Annotated in this window: 18 protein-coding genes; 12 read left to right on the top strand and 6 right to left on the bottom strand. The window is 70.0% G+C overall.

The features are described 5' to 3' along the window. Nucleotides 1-16: 16 nt before the first annotated feature. Nucleotides 17-400 (top strand): hypothetical protein, encoded by a 384-nt coding sequence (locus ACIBG8_RS27365; RefSeq protein WP_397345797.1) that lies wholly within the window; start codon nt 17-19, stop codon nt 398-400. Here the strand turns inward: ACIBG8_RS27365 and ACIBG8_RS27360 are convergent. From ACIBG8_RS27360 to ACIBG8_RS27345, 4 genes are all read right to left on the bottom strand, one after another. Beyond that, nucleotides 387-734 (bottom strand): DUF742 domain-containing protein, encoded by a 348-nt coding sequence (locus tag ACIBG8_RS27360; RefSeq protein ID WP_397345796.1) that lies wholly within the window; start codon nt 732-734, stop codon nt 387-389. The two genes, ACIBG8_RS27365 and ACIBG8_RS27360, sit on opposite strands and share 14 nt — an antisense overlap. Next, complete coding sequence (locus tag ACIBG8_RS27355) at nt 731-2,605, bottom strand: nitrate- and nitrite sensing domain-containing protein (RefSeq protein ID WP_397345795.1); 1,875 nt, start codon at nt 2,603-2,605, stop codon at nt 731-733. Before ACIBG8_RS27355 ends, ACIBG8_RS27360 begins: the two co-directional genes overlap by 4 nt. 73 nt (nt 2,606-2,678) lie before the next feature. Beyond that, a complete protein-coding gene (locus ACIBG8_RS27350; protein ID WP_397345794.1) occupies nt 2,679-2,948 on the bottom strand; it encodes a barstar family protein in 270 nt (89 codons plus the stop codon). Further along, entirely contained in the window at nt 2,945-3,292 is a 348-nt protein-coding gene (locus tag ACIBG8_RS27345; RefSeq protein ID WP_397345793.1) for a ribonuclease domain-containing protein, read from the bottom strand. Before ACIBG8_RS27345 ends, ACIBG8_RS27350 begins: the two co-directional genes overlap by 4 nt. 61 nt (nt 3,293-3,353) lie before the next feature. Between ACIBG8_RS27345 and ACIBG8_RS27340 the strand changes: the two genes are divergently transcribed. The 11 genes from ACIBG8_RS27340 (at nt 3,354) to ACIBG8_RS27290 (ending at nt 16,404) form a co-directional block, all read left to right on the top strand. Beyond that, nucleotides 3,354-4,208, top strand: a complete 855-nt coding sequence (locus ACIBG8_RS27340) for a DMT family transporter (protein WP_397345792.1) — start codon at nt 3,354-3,356, stop codon at nt 4,206-4,208. Beyond that, complete coding sequence (locus ACIBG8_RS27335; RefSeq protein ID WP_397345791.1) at nt 4,177-4,815, top strand: GntR family transcriptional regulator; 639 nt, start codon at nt 4,177-4,179, stop codon at nt 4,813-4,815. The genes ACIBG8_RS27340 and ACIBG8_RS27335 overlap by 32 nt, the downstream gene beginning before the upstream one ends. Nucleotides 4,816-4,834: 19 nt before the next feature. Continuing rightward, entirely contained in the window at nt 4,835-5,185 is a 351-nt protein-coding gene (locus tag ACIBG8_RS27330; protein ID WP_397345790.1) for a hypothetical protein, read from the top strand. Nucleotides 5,186-5,417: 232 nt separating this feature from the next. Further along, a complete protein-coding gene (locus ACIBG8_RS27325) occupies nt 5,418-6,872 on the top strand; it encodes a sugar transferase (protein WP_397345789.1) in 1,455 nt (484 codons plus the stop codon). 2 nt (nt 6,873-6,874) lie between these two features. After that, nucleotides 6,875-7,921, top strand: coding sequence for a glucose-1-phosphate thymidylyltransferase (locus ACIBG8_RS27320; protein ID WP_397345788.1), 1,047 nt, complete (start codon nt 6,875-6,877; stop codon nt 7,919-7,921). After that, the gene (gene rfbB, locus ACIBG8_RS27315) at nt 7,918-8,853 is read left to right on the top strand and encodes a dTDP-glucose 4,6-dehydratase (protein WP_397345787.1); all 936 of its coding nucleotides are present in this window, start codon (nt 7,918-7,920) and stop codon (nt 8,851-8,853) included. The genes ACIBG8_RS27320 and rfbB overlap by 4 nt, the downstream gene beginning before the upstream one ends. Further along, complete coding sequence (gene rfbD, locus ACIBG8_RS27310; RefSeq protein ID WP_397345786.1) at nt 8,841-9,692, top strand: dTDP-4-dehydrorhamnose reductase; 852 nt, start codon at nt 8,841-8,843, stop codon at nt 9,690-9,692. Before rfbB ends, rfbD begins: the two co-directional genes overlap by 13 nt. Before the next feature lie 8 nt (nt 9,693-9,700). Continuing rightward, the gene (locus ACIBG8_RS27305; RefSeq protein WP_397345785.1) at nt 9,701-10,636 is read left to right on the top strand and encodes an endonuclease/exonuclease/phosphatase family protein; all 936 of its coding nucleotides are present in this window, start codon (nt 9,701-9,703) and stop codon (nt 10,634-10,636) included. Nucleotides 10,637-10,671: 35 nt separating this feature from the next. Next, on the top strand, nt 10,672-11,430 hold the full coding sequence (locus ACIBG8_RS27300; RefSeq protein ID WP_397345784.1) for a WecB/TagA/CpsF family glycosyltransferase: 759 nt from the start codon (nt 10,672-10,674) through the stop codon (nt 11,428-11,430). Beyond that, nucleotides 11,427-12,533 (top strand): hypothetical protein, encoded by a 1,107-nt coding sequence (locus tag ACIBG8_RS27295; RefSeq protein ID WP_397345783.1) that lies wholly within the window; start codon nt 11,427-11,429, stop codon nt 12,531-12,533. The genes ACIBG8_RS27300 and ACIBG8_RS27295 overlap by 4 nt, the downstream gene beginning before the upstream one ends. 67 nt (nt 12,534-12,600) lie before the next feature. Beyond that, nucleotides 12,601-16,404: a LamG-like jellyroll fold domain-containing protein gene (locus ACIBG8_RS27290; RefSeq protein WP_397345782.1), complete on the top strand. Its 3,804-nt coding sequence runs from the start codon at nt 12,601-12,603 to the stop codon at nt 16,402-16,404. Here the strand turns inward: ACIBG8_RS27290 and ACIBG8_RS27285 are convergent. Continuing rightward, complete coding sequence (locus ACIBG8_RS27285) at nt 16,401-17,219, bottom strand: glycosyltransferase (RefSeq protein WP_397345781.1); 819 nt, start codon at nt 17,217-17,219, stop codon at nt 16,401-16,403. The genes ACIBG8_RS27290 and ACIBG8_RS27285 overlap by 4 nt on opposite strands. Then, nucleotides 17,213-17,758 carry a dTDP-4-dehydrorhamnose 3,5-epimerase gene (gene rfbC, locus ACIBG8_RS27280; protein ID WP_397345780.1) on the bottom strand — a complete coding sequence of 182 codons (546 nt, stop codon included), beginning with the start codon at nt 17,756-17,758 and terminating at the stop codon, nt 17,213-17,215. The genes ACIBG8_RS27285 and rfbC overlap by 7 nt, the downstream gene beginning before the upstream one ends. Nucleotides 17,759-17,836: the final 78 nt, after the last annotated feature.

Below are 17,836 nucleotides of genomic sequence, written 5' to 3'. Positions count from 1 at the left end.
GATCTACGCTCAGGATGTGGACAGCGAGAGCCGCGCAGCCGCCGGCCTGCTGGAGGCGCTGAGCCGGGCGAGCGAGATCTTCGCAGAGCTGCACCACCCGTTCGCCAGGAGCAGGCCGTTCTCCTACTACGTGCCCCCTTCCGGCGCGCGGATCGGCACCGTCTTCACCCTGCCGGACGGGCGCGAGGTGTCCTTCACCGTGTCCATCTCGACCTCGGCGGACGCGTGGCACGTCGAGGGCGAGGCCAGCGTCGAGGACGAGGTGCTGATCGAGCTGCCGCGCAAGAGCACCCCTGACGTGCGCGCCGGGCTGGCCGTGCTCGACGCCTACGTCGGCGAGGTGGCAGCGCCGTCGATCCGCCTGCTCGACGGGCTGCTCGACGGCATCACAGGGCTCTGAGCGCCTGCAGCACGTCCCTCAGCATGTCCTCCTGCGGCGGCTCGGCCGCCGGTGGCTTCACGGTGACGAGCTGGCGCTCGCGCAGGTCGCCGAGGAGCACACGGACCACGCCCACCGACAGGTCGCTGCCCGACGCCACGTCGGCGACCGAGGCAGGGGTACGGCACGCAGCCAGCACCCGGTAGTGCTCGGGCGCCAGCCCGGCCATCGGCGAGGGCACGCCGGTCGCCGCCACGATGGCGATCAGGTCGACGTTCTCCCCCGAGGGCCGGGTGCGGCCGCGGGTCATCGTGTAGGGGCGGATGACCGGCTGGTCCAGCCATTCCTCGTTCACGTGCTCACCCCCACCAGGGTCGGCTCGACCACGATCGCGGCAGGGATCAGCACGATGGCCGTGGTCCCGCCGTAGGGGGAGACGCGCAGCGACACCTTGATGCCGTGCCGTACGGCCAGCCGTCCCACCACGAACAGCCCCAGCCGGTCGCTGTCGGCCAGGTCGAACTCCGGCGGCGCCGCCAGCCGCTCGTTGGCCGCGGACAGCTCGTCGGCGGTCATGCCCAGCCCGCGGTCCTCGACCTCGATCGCGTAGCCGCGCGCCACGCTCTCGCCCCTGACGAACACCTGCGTGTGCGGCGGCGAGTAGATGGTGGCGTTCTCGACCAGCTCGGCCACCAGGTGCGCCACGTCGGCCACGACGCCGCCCGCCACGCACGGGCCGGGCTGCACGGCGACGGTCACCCGCAGGTAGTCCTCCACCTCCTCGACCGCCGCGCGCACCACGTCGAAGATCGACACCGGCAGCCGCCAGCCCCGGCCGGGCGCGGAGCCGGACAGGATGATGAGGCCCTCCGCGTGGCGGCGCATGCGGGTGGTGAGGTGGTCGAGGGCGTACAGGTCGTGCAGCATCACCTCGTCGGTGGTCCTGTTCTCCATCGTCTCCAGCGTGGCCAGTTGCCGGTGCAGCAGCGACTGGCTGCGCCTGGCCAGGTTGAGGAACACCTTGGCCACGCCCTTGCGCAGCTCCGCCTGCCCGACGGCGGCCTGGACCGCGGTGCGCTGTACGGAGCCGAACGCCTCGGCGACCCTGACGATCTCCGCCGTCGTGCCGCCAGGCAGCGAGGGCGGCTCGGAGCAGACGTCCTCGCCCCTGCTGAGCTTGGCCACCACCTCGGGCAGCCGCTGGTCGGCCAGGTCGAGCGCGGCGGTCTGCAGCGCGCCCAGCTCGGCGCCCATGCGCCTGCCGAACCGGACGGAGACGAACACCGACATGACCACGGCCACCAGGCCGAGCCCGCCCGCCACGCCGAGCCGTACGAGGACTCCGACGCCCATGGGCCTGGCCCTGCTCGCGATGATCGTGCTCGACCGCCCGCCGAGCGCCGTCATGGCGTCGGTCATGGCCGTGGCGGCGGGCAGCCAGGTGCCCGCGTCGTCCGGCAGCTTCTGGGACGGCTTGATCGACGCGGCGATGCGTTCCTCAATCGCCTCGAACCTGTCGCCGTCCAGCTTGAGGTAGGGGGCGCGCAGCTCGTCGTCGAGCTGCCCGATGGCCAGCTCGTACAGGACCTTGCGCTCGGTCATGTTCTCGCGGAACTCCTCGAGCTCCTCGCCGGTGACCTCCTTGGCGCCGACGAACCCGGCGATGAGCGCGCTCTCCTCGCTGAGGTGCTCGCGGCTCTTGCCCATGATGATGACGGCGCGGGTCTGGTCGATCAGCTCCAGGTCGGGGGTGATGCGCATCTTGTCGAAGACGCGGAAGGCGGCGTCGACCATCTCGCAGTAGTGCTCGAGGGTCTGCAGCCGGGTGTAGTTGCCCGTGTCGACCCGGGAACGGATCTCGGCCAGCCGGTCCATCTGCTCGATCAGCGCCTGCACGCGCTCGCGCATGGGAGCGGGCGTCTCGTCGGCCGCCTCCTGCGACAGCCGTTCGAGCGACTCCCTGGCGCGGTCGGTCTCCAGCCGGCGGTCGGAGAGGTCGGCGCGCCTGCCCGAGCCGAGGAAGCCGAGCGAGCCGAGCCGCTCGGCCTGCAGGGCGTTGCCCACGGCCCTGGTCGGCACGATGACGTTGTCGAACACGGTGCGGATCGACAGCAGTTCCTGTGCGGCTCCCAGCGTCAGCGTCGCGGCGAACCCCCAGATGGCCGCGAGGCAGATGAGCGGGACAAGCAGGAGTGCTGCGATCTTCACCCGGATGGAGCGGACCATAAAACCTCGCATTCCGGGGCATGCGCGGTGATTTTGCGAAACAGTAGCAACCAGTGCCGCGTCAGTAACAGGCCTAATCGCCGCGGAACAGCACCGACAGCCCGGTCCCGTCGGCCACGGCGTCGGCCAGCACGCTCGCGACCGCGGTATATCCGTCGGGATCCGCCTTGCGCAGGGCGCTCGGCGAGACCCACACGACCACGTGCTCGCCGGTCAGATCGGCGAGGCAGTCGTAGAGAGCGTCCAGGTTGCGGCCGAAGTAGTCGGGAAACGCGAGCGCGGCGGCGATCGAGTCCATGAAGGCCTCGACGCTGTCTCCGGTGACCCTGTGCGTGGTCCTCATCGGTTCACGTCGACTTTCACGAATGTCCGATAGTGGTCACCGGTGTAGTAGACCTCGCTGGACCGGCCGGTCACCAGCCGCCGCGCCCCGCGGTCCGACCTGCCCGGGGTGGGGACGGTGTATTCGCGGTAGTAGCCGCGTCGCTGCTGGGGCAGTTGCCGCTCCCGGTTCTCGAAGGTCACCCCGTCGCGCGGGTAGGGGAACGGCCCGCCGCGCTCGATCAGCCGCCAGGTCTGGGCGGCCTGTGGCGGCAGCGACGAGAGCGCGACGTCCGAGCTCACCGTGGTGGCGGCGCAGCCCCCCAGGAGCGTGACGAGCGCCAGCAGAACGGCGACGAATCTCACGATCATCACCTTCCCGGCAAAGGAGTGGACGAATCTTGTCTGGTTGTCAGACAATCTCTCCATGAAGAGCATCCTGGGAGCAGCAGTCCTGTGGGGTACGGCAGGCACGGCCGGCCTGCTCATCACCGCTGACTCGGTCGGCGTGGCCGCTGCCCGCCTGGTGATCGGCGGCGTCCTGCTGGCGTTGCTGGGTGGAAAAGCGCTAAAAAGCGCGATAAAACCGGGTCTCCTGCTCGCTGCCCTCGCCGTCGCCGGCTACCAGCTCTGCTTCTTCGCCGCGATCGGCAGGACCGGCGTCGCCGTCGGCACCGTCGTCGCCATCGGCAGCGGGCCCGTCTTCACCGGGCTGCTCTCCTGGCTCATCCACGGCAGGGCGCCGACGAGGAGGTGGGCCCTCGGCACTACGGCGGCCATCGCCGGGTGCGCGGCGCTCCTGCTCGGCGGCGGCGCCCAGGCGGTCGTCTCAGGTGTCCTGCTCGCGCTGCTCGGCGGGCTGCTCTACGCCTTCTACGCGGTCATGGCCGCGAAGGCGATCGGCGACGGCGCTTCCTCCAACGCCGTCATGGGTGTGCTGTTCGGCGGCGCGGCGATCGTCATGCTGCCGGTCCTGCTGTGGACGGGCGTCGGCTGGCTGGCCCAGCCGTCCGCGCTGCTCGCCGCCCTCTACCTCGGCGCGGGCGCGACGGCGCTCGCCTATGTCCTCTACGGCAGGGGCCTGCGGACCACGCCGGTCGCCACCGCGGCCACGCTCGCCCTGGCCGAGCCGGGGGTCGCGGCGCTGCTCGGGCTCGTGGTGTTGCACGAGAGCCTGACCCCCCTCTCGATCACCGGACTGGCGTTGCTGGCCCTTAGCCTTGTGGCGGTAGCCCTACCGGAGAGGGAGCGTGATCTTGCTCAGAACGGTCTCCACCGTTGACGCGCTCGCCGGCGCGCTGCGGCAGCGGGTGCTGTCCGGCGAGATCGAGCCCGGCGCACCCCTGCCGGAGCAGGAACTGGCCGCCGCGTACGGCGTGGCCCGGCCGACCGTGCGCGAGGCGCTCGCCGTACTCGTCCACGAGGGGTTGCTCAGGCGCGAGCGCAACCGCAGCGCGTATGTCCCCGAGGTGACGATGTCGGACCTCGACGATCTGATGTACGTCCGCAGGCCGCTGGAGGACCTGATGGCCAGGGCGCTGGCCGGCCGCCGGGTCGACGCCGCCGACGAGGCGCTCGCCAGGATGGACGCGCTGCCCGCAGACGCGCCGTGGGCCGAGTCGGTCGCCGAGCACATGGCCCTGCACGAAGCGCTGATCGTGGCCGTCGGCAGCCCCAGGCTGGAGCGCCTCTACGGCGCGCTCGCCGCCGAGACGCGGCTCGGCCTGGTCAGGCTCAGGGAGATCTACGAGGACCGCGACGTCCTCGTAGCCGAGCACCGCGAGTTGCTCGATGCCATCGCCAGGGGCCCGGCCGACGCGGCGCGGGCGGCCGTCGCCGCACATCTCAGCCACTCCTGGGGCGCTGCTCCCTTGCGGGAAGACACCTGAAGTCGCAAGAATCGCGGCCATGCACGGCAACGCAATGCCGGACTCCTACGTGTACGTCACAGAAGAGGGCGTAACACGGCACTATGCCGACGGCAGTGTCGAAGCGCTCGCGTGGGAAGACGTGGTCGAGGTCCGGGTTGCGACGGAACCCGAGGCGGAAGTTCTCATCATCCTGCTGGACCGGGACGGCGAGGGTTGCGTGGTGCCCCGCTCGGCGACGGACGCGACGTTCCTGGCGCGGCTCAGATACCTGCCCGACTTTGACCTGGACCGGCTGAACCTGGCCTCGGAGTCCGGGAGGGATGACGTGGTGGTCGTGTGGCGCAGCCCCGACCCGCCGTCCGCCTTGCCCGATCTCGAATACGACTAAACCCGCCAATTCACTATCGGTCCTGCTGCATCTCTGGACCGTTCCGTCAAGTCCCGCACCGCCCCTACCTGCGGCCGATTGTGGTCATTAGCCGATATTCCCCTTCATGGAGTCGATCTTTACTCTTTAGTGGGGACCTGCGCGCTTGGTTTTCGCGGGGGAAGCGTGTCAACCATTGTGGCGAATGCGGCGTCCTGTTGGTGCAGTGCACACAGTTGCAGGGTGGGGTGCCATGAGGGTTGGGATGGGGGAGTCCGATGTCGTACTCCTCAACGCCGTCCCACGCCATGCCTCGAGCATCTGGACACGGGCGTATTTGCGCCTGCTGTTCGGTGGAGACATGGCGTGCGCGCTGATCGCATGCGTGAGCGTGCTGACCGGTCGACTGCTGCTGGGGGCCTTCGTCCCCGCGGTGGAGTACGTACTCGGATTCGCGTTGATCGTCGCCTGGCCGCTGGCCCTGGCGATGGGCGGCGCGTATCGCCAGCGAGCCCACGGTGAGGGGACGGAGGAATTCCGAGCGGTTTTCAACGGCGGGGTCGGTTTGATGGCCACTGTCGCAATTGGCGCTTATGTCACTCAAACCAGCGTCGCGCGTAGTTTCGTGATGGCAATGCTGCCACTCGCACTGCTGTCCACACTCTACTTCCGCTACAAGATGCGCAAACACCTTCACCGGCGCCGGGTTGTGGGCGAATACACGCGCCAGGTGATCGCAGTCGGCCATCGCGAATCCATTCTCGATCTTGTCGTGCAGTTCCGCCGCCAGCCGCACCACGGCATGCAGGTGGTGGGCGCGTGCCTGCCGTCCGACCGCATGGACGTCGAACTCGACGGTGTGCCGGTGCTCGGCTCGTTCGGCGACGTGGCCCAGGTGGTCGCGCAGTCGCGCGCCGACGCGGTCGCCGTGCTCGCCTGCCCGGAGCTGGACGGCGCGGCTTTACGCCGCCTGGCCTGGAGCCTGGAGACGGCGCGCACCGACCTGTTCGTCGCGCCCGCGCTCATGGACGTGGCAGGACCGCGCATCAGCATCAGGCCGGTGGCCGGGATGCCGCTGCTGCACGTGGAGCACCCGGAGTTCGACGGCGCCAGGCAGCTCGTCAAGAGCGGCTTCGACCGCATCGTGGCGGGTTCCGCGCTGATCCTGCTCGCCGTACCGCTGCTGGTGATCGCGGCGCTGATCCGCATGACCAGTCCTGGGCCGGCGCTGTTCCGCCAGATCAGGGTGGGCAGGGGCGGCAGGGAGTTCAGCGTCTTCAAGTTCCGCACGATGGTCGTGGACGCCGAGCAGCGCAAGGGTGAGCTGCTCGATGCGAACGACTTCGACGGGGTGCTCTTCAAGATGCGGAACGATCCAAGGGTCACCCGCGTTGGCGCGTTCCTGCGCCGCTACTCCCTCGACGAGCTGCCTCAGCTCCTCAACGTGATCGGCGGCGACATGTCGCTCGTCGGCCCGCGCCCGCCGCTTCCTGACGAGGTGGCGAGGTACGGCATCGACGTGCGGCGCAGGCTCGTCGTCAAGCCGGGCATGACCGGGCTGTGGCAGGTCAGCGGCAGGTCCGACCTCACGTGGGAGGAGTCGGTACGGCTCGACCTGCGCTACGTGGAGAACTGGTCGCTCATCCTGGACCTGCAGATCCTGTGGAAGACCTGGGCGGTCGTCACCCGTGGAGAAGGGGCCTACTAGCTGTGAAAGCACTCGTGCTCGCCGGAGGGTCGGGCACACGGCTCCGGCCCATCACGCACACCTCGGCGAAACAGCTCGTGCCCGTGGCCAACAAACCCGTGCTCTTCTACGGGCTCGAGTCGATAGCCGCCGCGGGCATCACCGAGGTGGGCATGGTGGTCGGCGATACGCAGGCCGAGATCGAGGCGGCGGTGGGCGACGGGGCGGCGTTCGGGCTGCAGGTCACCTACCTGCGCCAGGAGGCGCCGCTCGGGCTGGCGCACGCCGTGCTGATCGCCCGCGACTACCTGGGCGACGACGACTTCGTCATGTACCTCGGCGACAACTTCATCGTCGGCGGCATCACCGACATCGTGCGCGGCTTCGACTCCGCGGCCAGGATCATGCTCACCCAGGTCAGCGACCCGCGCCAGTTCGGCGTCGCCGAGCTCGACGCGGACGGCAGGGTCGTCGGCCTGGAAGAGAAGCCGGTCGTGCCCAAGAGCGACCTGGCGCTGGTCGGCGTCTACCTGTTCACCTCGGCGATCCACGAGGCGGTGGCCGAGCTCAAGCCGTCGTGGCGGGGCGAGCTGGAGATCACCGACGCGATCCAGTGGCTGATCGACAGGGGCCGCCACGTGGAGGCGAGCCGCATCACCGGCTACTGGAAGGACACCGGCAACGTCGACGACATGCTGGAGGTCAACCGGCTGGTCCTGGAGTCGCTGGAGCCCTCGCACGACGTCGACGCGGAGATCATCGGCCGGGTGGTGATCGATCCTTCCGCCGTCGTCGAACGCTCGCGCATCGTCGGGCCCGTGATCATCGGGCCTGGCGCGCGCATCACCGACAGCTACATCGGCCCCTTCACCTCCGTGGGGGCCGACTGCGTGGTCGACAGGAGCGAGATCGAGTACTCCATCCTGCTCCCACGCGCCTCCATCCACGGCGTGGGGCGGATCGAGGCCTCGCTCATCGGCCACGACGTCGAGGTCACCCCGGCGCCCAACACGCCCAGAGCCCACCGTCTCGTGCTGGGCGATCACAGCAAGGTACAGATCAGCTCATGAAGAAAATCCTGGTGACCGGGGGTGCCGGGTTCATCGGCTCGCATTTTGTCCGATCCGTGCAGGCCGACGATGTCACTGTCCTGGACAAGCTGACCTACGCGGGCAACCTGGCCAACCTCGAAGGGGTGCGGCACACGTTCGTGCGGGGGGACATCTGCGACCTCGACCTGCTCAAAGAGGTCGTGCCGGGCCACGACCTGGTGGTGAACTTCGCCGCCGAGTCGCACGTCGACCGGTCGATCGACGGCGCGGCGGAGTTCGTGCGCACCAACGTGCTGGGCACCCAGACGCTGATGCAGGCCTGCCTCGACGCAGGGACCCCCAAAGTGGTGCAGGTCTCCACCGACGAGGTCTACGGCTCGATCGACATCGGGTCCTGGAACGAGAGCGCGCCCCTGCAGCCCCGCTCGCCGTACGCGGCCGCCAAGGCGGGCGGCGACCTGATCGCCCGCGCCTACGCCGTCACGCACGGGCTCAACGTGTCGATCACCCGCTGCGGCAACAACTACGGGCCGCGCCAGTATCCGGAGAAGGTCATCCCGCTCTTCGTCACCAACCTGGCGCGCGGCAGGAAGGTGCCGCTCTACGGCGACGGCGGCAACGTGCGCGACTGGATCCACGCCGAGGACCACTGCGCGGGCATCAGGCTGGTCGCCGACGTGGGCGAGCCCGGCGAGGTCTACCACATCGCGGGTACGGCGGAGCTGTCCAACCTGGAGCTGACCCAGCGCCTGCTCGACGTGTGCGGCAAGGGCTGGGACATGGTCGAGCACGTCACCGACCGCAAGGGCCACGACCGCCGCTACTCCCTCGACGACTCCAAGCTGCGCGCCCTGGGCTACCGCGCCGAGGTCCCGTTCGAGCAGGGGCTCAAGGACACCGTGCGCTGGTACCTCGACAACCGCGACTGGTGGTCGGCGTGCGCTGGTTAGTCACGGGCGGGGACGGCATGCTGGCCGCCGACCTGCTCGACAGGATCGCGGTCAGTGGCGACCCCGTCGTCGCGCTGGGCCGCTCGGAGCTGGACCTGTGCGACGCGCGTGCCGTACGCGACTTCGTGTGCGCCTACCGGCCGCGCGTGGTGGTCAACTGCGCCGCCTGGACCGCCGTGGACGACGCCGAGCAGCACGAGGCGGAGGCCACGGAGGTCAACGGCCGGGCCGTGCGCGACCTGGCGGACGCCTGCACCAGGGCGGGGGCGAAGCTGCTGCACCTGTCGACCGACTACGTCTTCGACGGCACCGGGCGCGAGCCGTACCGCGAGGACCATCCGACCGCGCCGGTGAACGCCTACGGGCGCAGCAAGCTGGCCGGCGAGCTGGCCGTCCTGGAGCACGGGCACCACATCGTGCGCACCGCCTGGCTCTACGGCTCCGGCGGGCAGAACTTCGTCAAGACCATGATCAGGCTGGCCACCGAGCGCGATACCGTCGACGTGGTCGCCGACCAGCGGGGGCAGCCCACCTGGTCGGCCGACCTGGCCGACTACCTCGTCCGGCTGGCCCACTCCGACCTGCCGCCGGGCGTCTACCACGGCACCAGCTCCGGCGAGACGACCTGGTACGGCCTGGCCGTCGAGATCTTCACCCTGCTCGGTCTCGACCCGGGCCGCGTGCGCCCGGTGACCTCGGCGGACTTCCCGCGCCCCGCTCCGCGTCCGGCCAACAGCGTCCTCGCGCACACCAGGTGGGAGCCGATCAGGGACTGGCAGTCCGCCCTGCACGCGGCCTGGCCGGTGCTGATGCGAGGGCGCCGGTGCAGCGTCGTCTAGGAGGTTCTTTGCTGTGGCTGGTGCTCGTGCCCTTCGCCGGATGGGTGGTTCTGCGGCTTACCGGATGGGAGCCGAAGTTCGCCTGGTCGCAGCTGGTCTCCTTCACGCCTTACGCAGCCGCGGCCTCCTTGGTGCCGCTGGGCCTCGCCGTCCTCCTGCGCAACGGGCCGCTGATCACCGCGGCGCTTGCGGTGACCTGCTGCTTCGCGGTGATCGTGGTGCCGCGGGCGATTCCCGAGGGCAATCCGGAGGCGGGCGGTCCCGTGCTGCGGGTGATGGCGATCAACCTGCTGCACTCGTCCGTGCTGCCCGAGGAGCTGGTGCGCACGGTCGAGCGGGAACGGCCTGACGTCCTGAACATGCTGGAGTTCACCAACCTCATGGGCAAGCGCGTCGACGAGCTGGGGCTCGGGCGGCTGCTGCCGTACAAGGTCGTGCTGCCCGGCGACGACTCGGAGGGCGCGGCCATCTACGCGCGCTACCCGCTGCGCCCGGCCGACATCCACATCGCGGCGCCCGCCTTCGACAAGAGCCCGCGCCACCTGCCCGCCGTCCTGTCCCTGCCGGGCGGCAGGGAGGTGGACGTGGTGGCCGTGCACGCCTGCGCGCCCTCCGAGGGCTGGCGTACGGCCTGCTGGGCGTCGAGCATCCGCGCCCTTCCCGCCGCCGGCGGGCGGCTGCGCGTCCTGGCGGGCGACTTCAACTCCACGCTCGACCACTCGGTCCTGCGCGAGCTGATCTCCAGCGGCTACCGGGACGCCGCCGACGTCACAGGAAAGGGCCTGTCCATGACGTGGCCCTACTACGAGCAGCCCCGGCTGTTCCCCAAGGTCGCCATCGACCACGTGCTGGCCGACCGGCGCATCGCGGTACGCGGCTTCCAGACGCTGCGGGTCCCGCGAACCGACCACCGTGCGACGCTGACCGAGCTGGAGCTGCCGTGATGTCACGTTTCCCGGATGGAACCCGATATGTCAGCGTGACCAGAAGGACGGTGTTCGGCACCACGCTCGACGCGCTCACCATGGGTGAGGTCGTCCAGCGCTGTGTCTCGGCCATATCGGAGCGCACGCAGCTCACCATCGGCGTGGTCAACGCCGCCAAGATCGTCAACATGCGCACCGACGCCGCGCTGCGGCAGTCCGTCCTGGAGAGCGACCTGGTGCTGGCCGACGGCCAGGCCGTCGTCTGGGCCTCGCGGGTGCTCGGGCACCGGCTGCCCGAGCGGGTGGCGGGCATCGACCTGTTCACCGAGCTGATGGCCACCGGTTCCCAGAAGGGGTATCGCGCCTACTTCCTCGGAGCCACTCCCGAGGTGCTGGCCCGGGTGCTCGACGAGGTACGGCTGCGCTACCCGGGCCTGGAGGTCGCCGGGTCGCGCGACGGCTACTTCGCCCTGGAGGAGTCGGAGGCGGTCGCGGCCGAGATCGCGGACTCGGACGCCGATCTGCTCTTCCTGGGCATCACCTCGCCCAAGAAGGAGATCTTCATCCGCGACTTCGGCGCGGGCACGCGCGCGCGGATCATCCACGGCGTCGGCGGCTCGTTCGACGTGCTGGCCGGGCACACCCGCAGGGCGCCGGTGCGCTGGCAGCGGATGGGCCTGGAGTGGCTCTACCGCATGCTGCAGGAGCCGCTGCGGCTCGGGCCGCGCTACATGAAGACCAACGGCAGGTTCCTGCTCCTGGTGCTCCGGGAGCGGGTCGGTGTCAAACGCAGGATCGAGGAGACGACGTGACGCATCACCGGATCGCTCTGCTGAGCTCCGGCCACCAGGACTTCGTGACGAGCATGGCGGACCTGTCCATACGCGGGTTGCCGCCCGGCTACGTCGACGGGGAGTTCGTGTTCACCCGGCGCGGCCGCCAGGAGGCGGACGGCTCGTGGACCGCGGTGCCGGAAGGGCGCAGCATCCGATACTCGGCGATCGTCGCCCTCGGCGTGGCCACCCTCGAAGAGGACGTGCAGCGGGAGGCGCTCGGCGGCGACAGCCTGCACGACCTGGTCGGCAACCTGGTCAAGCGGCTGCCCGAGGTCAAGGGGCTGGGCGACGCGGCGCTCATCGCGTGGGCGGCGGCCGAGTCCGGGCACGCCGACCTCGACGCGGCGCTGCGCAGGCTGGCCGAGCTCGACACCGGTGGACAGGTGTTCACGGTCGAGGCGTCGTGGGCGCTGGCCGCCCTGGTGGCCGCTGGAGCCGACGTGGAGCGGGCCCGCGAGCGGGTGCTCGGCGGGCTCAGGGACGACCGCCTGTACCGCCACACTCTCGGTGAGGGGTCGCTGGTGCCCTGGTACCGGGCGCACGTCGGCTGCTTCGCCGACCAGGTCTACCCGCTGCAGGCGCTGGCCAGGCTGCACGCGGCGACCGGCGACGCCGAGGCGCTGCGCGCGGCAGAGCAGGTCGCCCGGGGCATCTGCGACGCGCAGGGGCCGCAGGGGGAGTGGTGGTGGCACTACGACGCGCGCTCGGGGGCCGTCGTCGAGGGCTATCCCGTCTACAGCGTGCACCAGCTCGCTATGGCGCCGATGGCGCTGCTCGACCTGGCGGACGCCGGGGGCACCGCGTACGTCCAGGAGATCGCCGCCGGGCTCGACTGGATGATCGAGCGGCCGTCGATGGTGCTCGACGAGCTCGCGCTGACCTGGCGCAAGGAGGCGCGGGCCGATCCGCGCAAGATCGTGCGCGGGGCCAGGGCGGCGGCCAGCCGGGTGCACCTGGGAGGTGCGCTCGGGGTGCTCGACCGGGTGTATCCGCCCACGGCCGTGGACCGGGAATGCCGGCCGTACGAGCTGGGGTGGCTCCTCTACGCGTGGCTGACCAGATGTGGACAAGCCTCGTGACTTTGCCCTGATTTAGTGCGATAGATCACCTTAAGGGCTCGGGGGACAGTCTTTAGGGGGTTCTATCGTGCTGAGGCGGCTTCGCCATGCGCTCTTATCCGTCCTGCTGATCACCGCCGGCGTGGTGTTGTTACCTCCACCCGCCGCACAGGCGCTGCCAGGCAACTTCCAGAAGCAGGTCGTCTTCAGCGGCCTGACCAACCCGACCAACGTCGAGTTCGCCTCGGACGGGCGGGTGTTCGTCGCCGAGAAGAGCGGCCTGATCAAGGTCTTCGACTCCATCACCGACACCACGCCCGTGATCTACGCCGACCTCCGCACGCAGGTGCACAACTTCTGGGACCGCGGCCTGCTCGGCATGGCCCTGCACCCGAACTTCCCGGCCGACCCGCGCCTCTACGTCCTGTACTCCCACGACGCCGTACCGGGCGGAACCGCGCCCCGCTGGGGTACGGCCGACCAGAGCGCGGACCCCTGCCCCAGCCCGCCGGGGGCCACCAACGACGGCTGCCTCATCACCGGCCGCCTGTCGGTCATCTCGCCCACCGGCGCCGAGACGCCGCTCATCACGGACTGGTGCCAGCAGCACCCCAGCCACTCCATCGGCGACCTCAAGTTCGGCCCTGACGGCATGCTCTACGCGAGCGGCGGCGACGGCGCCAGCTTCAACTTCGCCGACTACGGCCAGGACAACCTGACCAGCTCCGACATCACCCCGGACAACCCGTGCGGCGACCCGCCCTCCCCGGTCGGCACCGCGCTCACCCCACCTGCCGCCGAGGGCGGCGCGCTGCGCTCGCAGGACCTGCGGACCAGCGGCGACCCTGCCGGGCTCAACGGCACGATCATCAGGATCAACCCCGACACCGGCGCGGCGGCCCCCGACAACCCGAACGCGGGCAGCAGCGACGCCAACGCGGCCAGGATCATCGCGTACGGCCAGCGCAACCCCTTCCGCTTCACCATCCGCCCCGGCACCAGCGAGGTCTGGGCGGGCGAGGTCGGCTGGAGCACCTACGAGGAGATCAACAGGATCGCCGCACCGACCGGTCCTGTGAACAACTTCGGCTGGCCCTGCTACGAGGGGCCGAACAAGCAGAGCGGCTACGACAACCTCAACCTCACCCTCTGCGAGAACCTCTACGCGGCGGGCGCGAGCGCGATCACGCAGCCGTACTTCTCCTGGAACCACAGCTCCAAGCCCTGGCCGGGTGACCCGTGCCCGTCCGGCGGCTCCTCCTCCAGCGGCGTGGCCTTCTACAACGGCGGGCCGTACCCGGACTCCTACGACGGCTCGATGTTCTTCTCCGACTACAGCCGCCAGTGCATCTGGGTGATGACCAAGGGCGCCAACGGCCTGCCCGACCCGGCGACCGTCACCACCTTCGACTCCGGCGTGCCGGTCGTCGAGGTGACCACCGGCCCGGGCGGCGACCTGTTCGCCGTCGACTACGCCAACGGGCAGATCATCCGCTACATCTACAACAACACCCCGCCGGTCGCGGTCATCGGCGCCAGCGCCACGTCCGGCAACGCGCCGCTGGCGGTGAACTTCACCGCGACGGGCTCGTCGGACGCCGACGGCGATCCGCTGACCTTCCAGTGGGATCTCGACGGAGACGGCGACCTCGACGACTCCACCTCGGCGACGCCGTCGTTCACCTACACCCAACCCGGTTCCTACGTGGTGAAGCTGCGCGCCAGCGACGGGCGCGGCGGCCAGGGCGACGCCACCGCCACGATCAACGTCAACAACACCCCGCCGACGGCGACGATCACCTCGCCCGCCGCCTCGCTCACCTGGGCGGTCGGCGACACGATCGCGTTCTCCGGCACGGGCACGGACGCCCAGGACGGCACGGAACCCGGCTCCCGCATGATCTGGAAGCTGATCATGCAGCACTGCCCGAGCACCTGCCACGAGCACGAGATCACCTCGTTCACCGGCGCGAGCGGCTCGTTCGTCGCGCCCGACCACGAGTACCCCTCGCACCTGGACCTCCGGCTGACCGTCACGGACGCGCACGGGCTGACCGACACCAAGAGCGTGTCGCTGCAGCCCAAGACGGTGAACCTGACCTTCCAGACCGCGCCGACCGGCCTGCAGCTCGGCTTCAACAGCGAGCAGACCGTCGCCCCGTTCACCAGGACGGTGATCGTGGGGTCGCACAACTCGATCTCGGCGCCCTCGCCGCAGAGCGCGAACGGCTCCAGCTACACCTTCACCTCGTGGTCGGACAGCGGCGCCGCCAGCCACAACGTCACCGCTCCAGCCACGGCCACGACCTACACGGCCACCTACCAGCAGGCGTCCGTCCCCGACGGCCTCGTGGCCGCCTACGGCATGGACGAGGGCGCGGGCACGGCGGTCGCCGACGCGTCGGGCAAGGCCAACAACGGCACGGCGGCGTCCACGTCGTGGAACCTGACCGGGAAGTACGGCAAGGCCCTGTCGTTCAACGGCACGTCGAGCTGGGTGACCGTACCCGACTCGACCTCGCTGCGCCTGACGAACGGCATGACCCTGGAGGCGTGGGTCAGGCCGACCAGCGTGACGGGGTGGCGCACGGTGCTGATGAAGGAGTTCGGCGCCGATCTGGCCTACGCGATCATGGGTAGCGGCAGCAGCGGGCCTGCGGCGTTCATCTACACGACGTCGGGGGCCAACGCTCCGGCGGCGAGCAACCTGCCGCTCAACACGTGGAGCCATGTGGCGGCCACCTACGACGGCGCGACCCTGCGCATGTACGTGAACGGCACCCAGGTGGCGACCAACCCCACGGTCGGCAACCTGCGCGCGGGAACCAGCCCGCTGCGCATCGGCGGCAACAGCGGGTCCGGTGAGTACTTCAGCGGGCTCATCGACGAGGTCCGCGTCTACAACAAGGCGCTCACCGCGGCCCAGCTCGCCACCGACATGAACACCCCGGTCGGCCAGCCCGGCCCGCCGGACACCACCCCGCCGACCGCGCCGGGTTCGCTCGCGGCCACCGGCGGACCGGGCAGCGCCCAGCTGACCTGGACCGCCTCGACCGACAACGTGGGCGTCGCGGGATACACCGTCCACCGCTCGACGACGGCCGGGTTCACCCCGTCCGGCGCCAACCAGGTGGGCTCGACGTCGAGCACCTCCTTCGTCGACTCCGGCGTGGCGGCGGGCACGTACTACTACCGGGTCCTCGCCTTCGACGGCTCAAGCAACACCAGCGCGTCGTCGAACGAGGCGTCGGCCGTGGTCACCCAGCCGCCCACCGACACCGGCCTCGTCGCCGCCTACGCCATGAACGCCGGCACCGGGACGTCGATCGTCGACACCTCGGGCAAGGGCAACAACGGCACGGCCGCCTCGGCGACGTGGACGACCGGCAAGTACGGCCAGGCTATGTCGTTCAACGGCACCTCCAGCTGGGTCACCGTCAACGACTCCAGCACGCTGCACCTGACGAACGGCATGACCCTGGAGGCGTGGGTCAAACCGACCAGCGTGACCGGGTGGCGCACGGTGCTGATGAAGGAGTTCGGCGCCGATCTCGCCTACGCGATCATGGGCAGTGGCAGCAGCGGTCCTGCGGCGTTCATCTACACGACGTCGGGGGCCAACGCTCCGGCGCCGAGCAACCTGCCGCTCAACACGTGGAGCCATGTGGCGGCGACGTACGACGGGTCGAACCTGCGCATGTACGTGAACGGGGCGCAGGTGGCCGTCAACCCGACGGGAGGCAACCTCAGGGCAGGCACGAGCCCGCTGCGCATCGGCGGCAACAGCGGGTCGGGTGAGTACTTCAGCGGGCTCATCGACGAGGTCCGCGTCTACAACAAGGCGCTCACCGCCGCGCAGATCACGACCGACATGAACACGCCGGTCAGCTAGGTCCTGCTGCTCTCGTCACGCAGCCAGGTGGTGTAGTCGCCCGCGCGGATCGCGCGGGCGGCTCGCCGCCTGGCGAGCACCGCGACACCGACGAACACTCCAGCGGCAGGGGCCAGCCAGGGCCTTCTGATGACGATCGCGAGGAGATCGCGCACGCCGGTCCGGTCACCCGCTCCCGCCTGCGCGTCCGCGTCCAGCTCAGCCACGCTGGTCACCGCGCGCACGCGGCGGCGCATCAGGTCGGCGAACGTGCGCGGCGTCTGGATCACCACCTCAGCGCTGGGCACGATCACCCGTTCCTCCGCCTTGAAAGCCAGCGATGCCGCGAGGTCGTCAGCCATCACAGGTGGGAGCGCTCTGATCCGTTCGTTGCCCGCCTCGCTCACCGCGATCACGCCCCGCCCGAAGAGCCCGGCGCGCACGTGCGGGAGCCGTACCCAGATCGCGTAATAGGCCCGCACCAGCCACGACCGGCCATCGAGTGCGAGGACCCGCTGCGGGGCGGCTGCCAGGAACCCCTGCGCGAGCGCCTCCCCGAGGGCCTTCGCCGACGCGGCGGTCAGCTCGATGTCGGCGTCCACGTAAAGGCGCGGATATCCGCGTGCCGCCTCGTCGCCCAGCCGCAGCGCCGTCCGCTTCGAGGGCTTCGGCGTCTCCACCACCCGCACGCCGTGCGCGCGCGCCACCTCCGCCGTGTCGTCCGTGCAGCCGTTGGCCACCACCACGACGTCGAACCGCTCCCCGTCCAGCAGCCCGTCCAGCAGGCGGCCGATCACCCTGGCCTCGTTGTGGGCCGGTATCACGACACTCAGCACGAGGGCAGTATCCCCGAGTCGAGCGCCTCTTTGAGCGTGGGAGCCGCGGCATCCTTGTCGGAGAGGATGGGCGTGTCCACAATCGGCCACTCGATCGCCAGATCGGGGTCCAGCGGGTGGATCCCGTGCTCCCGAGCCGGGTCATATGCGGACGAACACAGGTAGACGACCGTCGCCGACTCGCTGAGCGCCAGGAACGCGTGGCCCAGCCCCTCGCCGATGAAGACCCCCTGCCTGGCCACGTCGTCCAGCCGTACCGCCTCCCACCTGCCGAACGTCGGCGAGCCCACCCGGACGTCCACCACGACGTCGAGCACCTCGCCGGACACGCACATCACGTACTTGGCCTGGCCCGGCGGCACGTCGGCGAAATGCACGCCGCGCAGCACCCCGCGCCTGGACACGGAACAGTTCACCTGCGCCAGGTCGAAGGGCTGTCCGAGATCGGACATACGGAAGCTTTCCAGGAAATCGCCGCGCTGATCGCTGTAGATACGGGGGGTGTAGAGCAATGCTCCAGTGATGCTCAGCGGTTGCATGAAGACACTTGTAACACTCTTTGCCCCTCGCCCGAAGTACGGCTGTGGGTGGGACTTGGGGGGAATCTTGTCATTTCC

Origin of the sequence: Nonomuraea sp. NPDC050556 (genome assembly GCF_044457355.1) — a bacterium.
GTDB lineage: Bacteria > Actinomycetota > Actinomycetes > Streptosporangiales > Streptosporangiaceae > Nonomuraea.
This window is presented reverse-complemented; position numbering and strand designations above follow the sequence as displayed.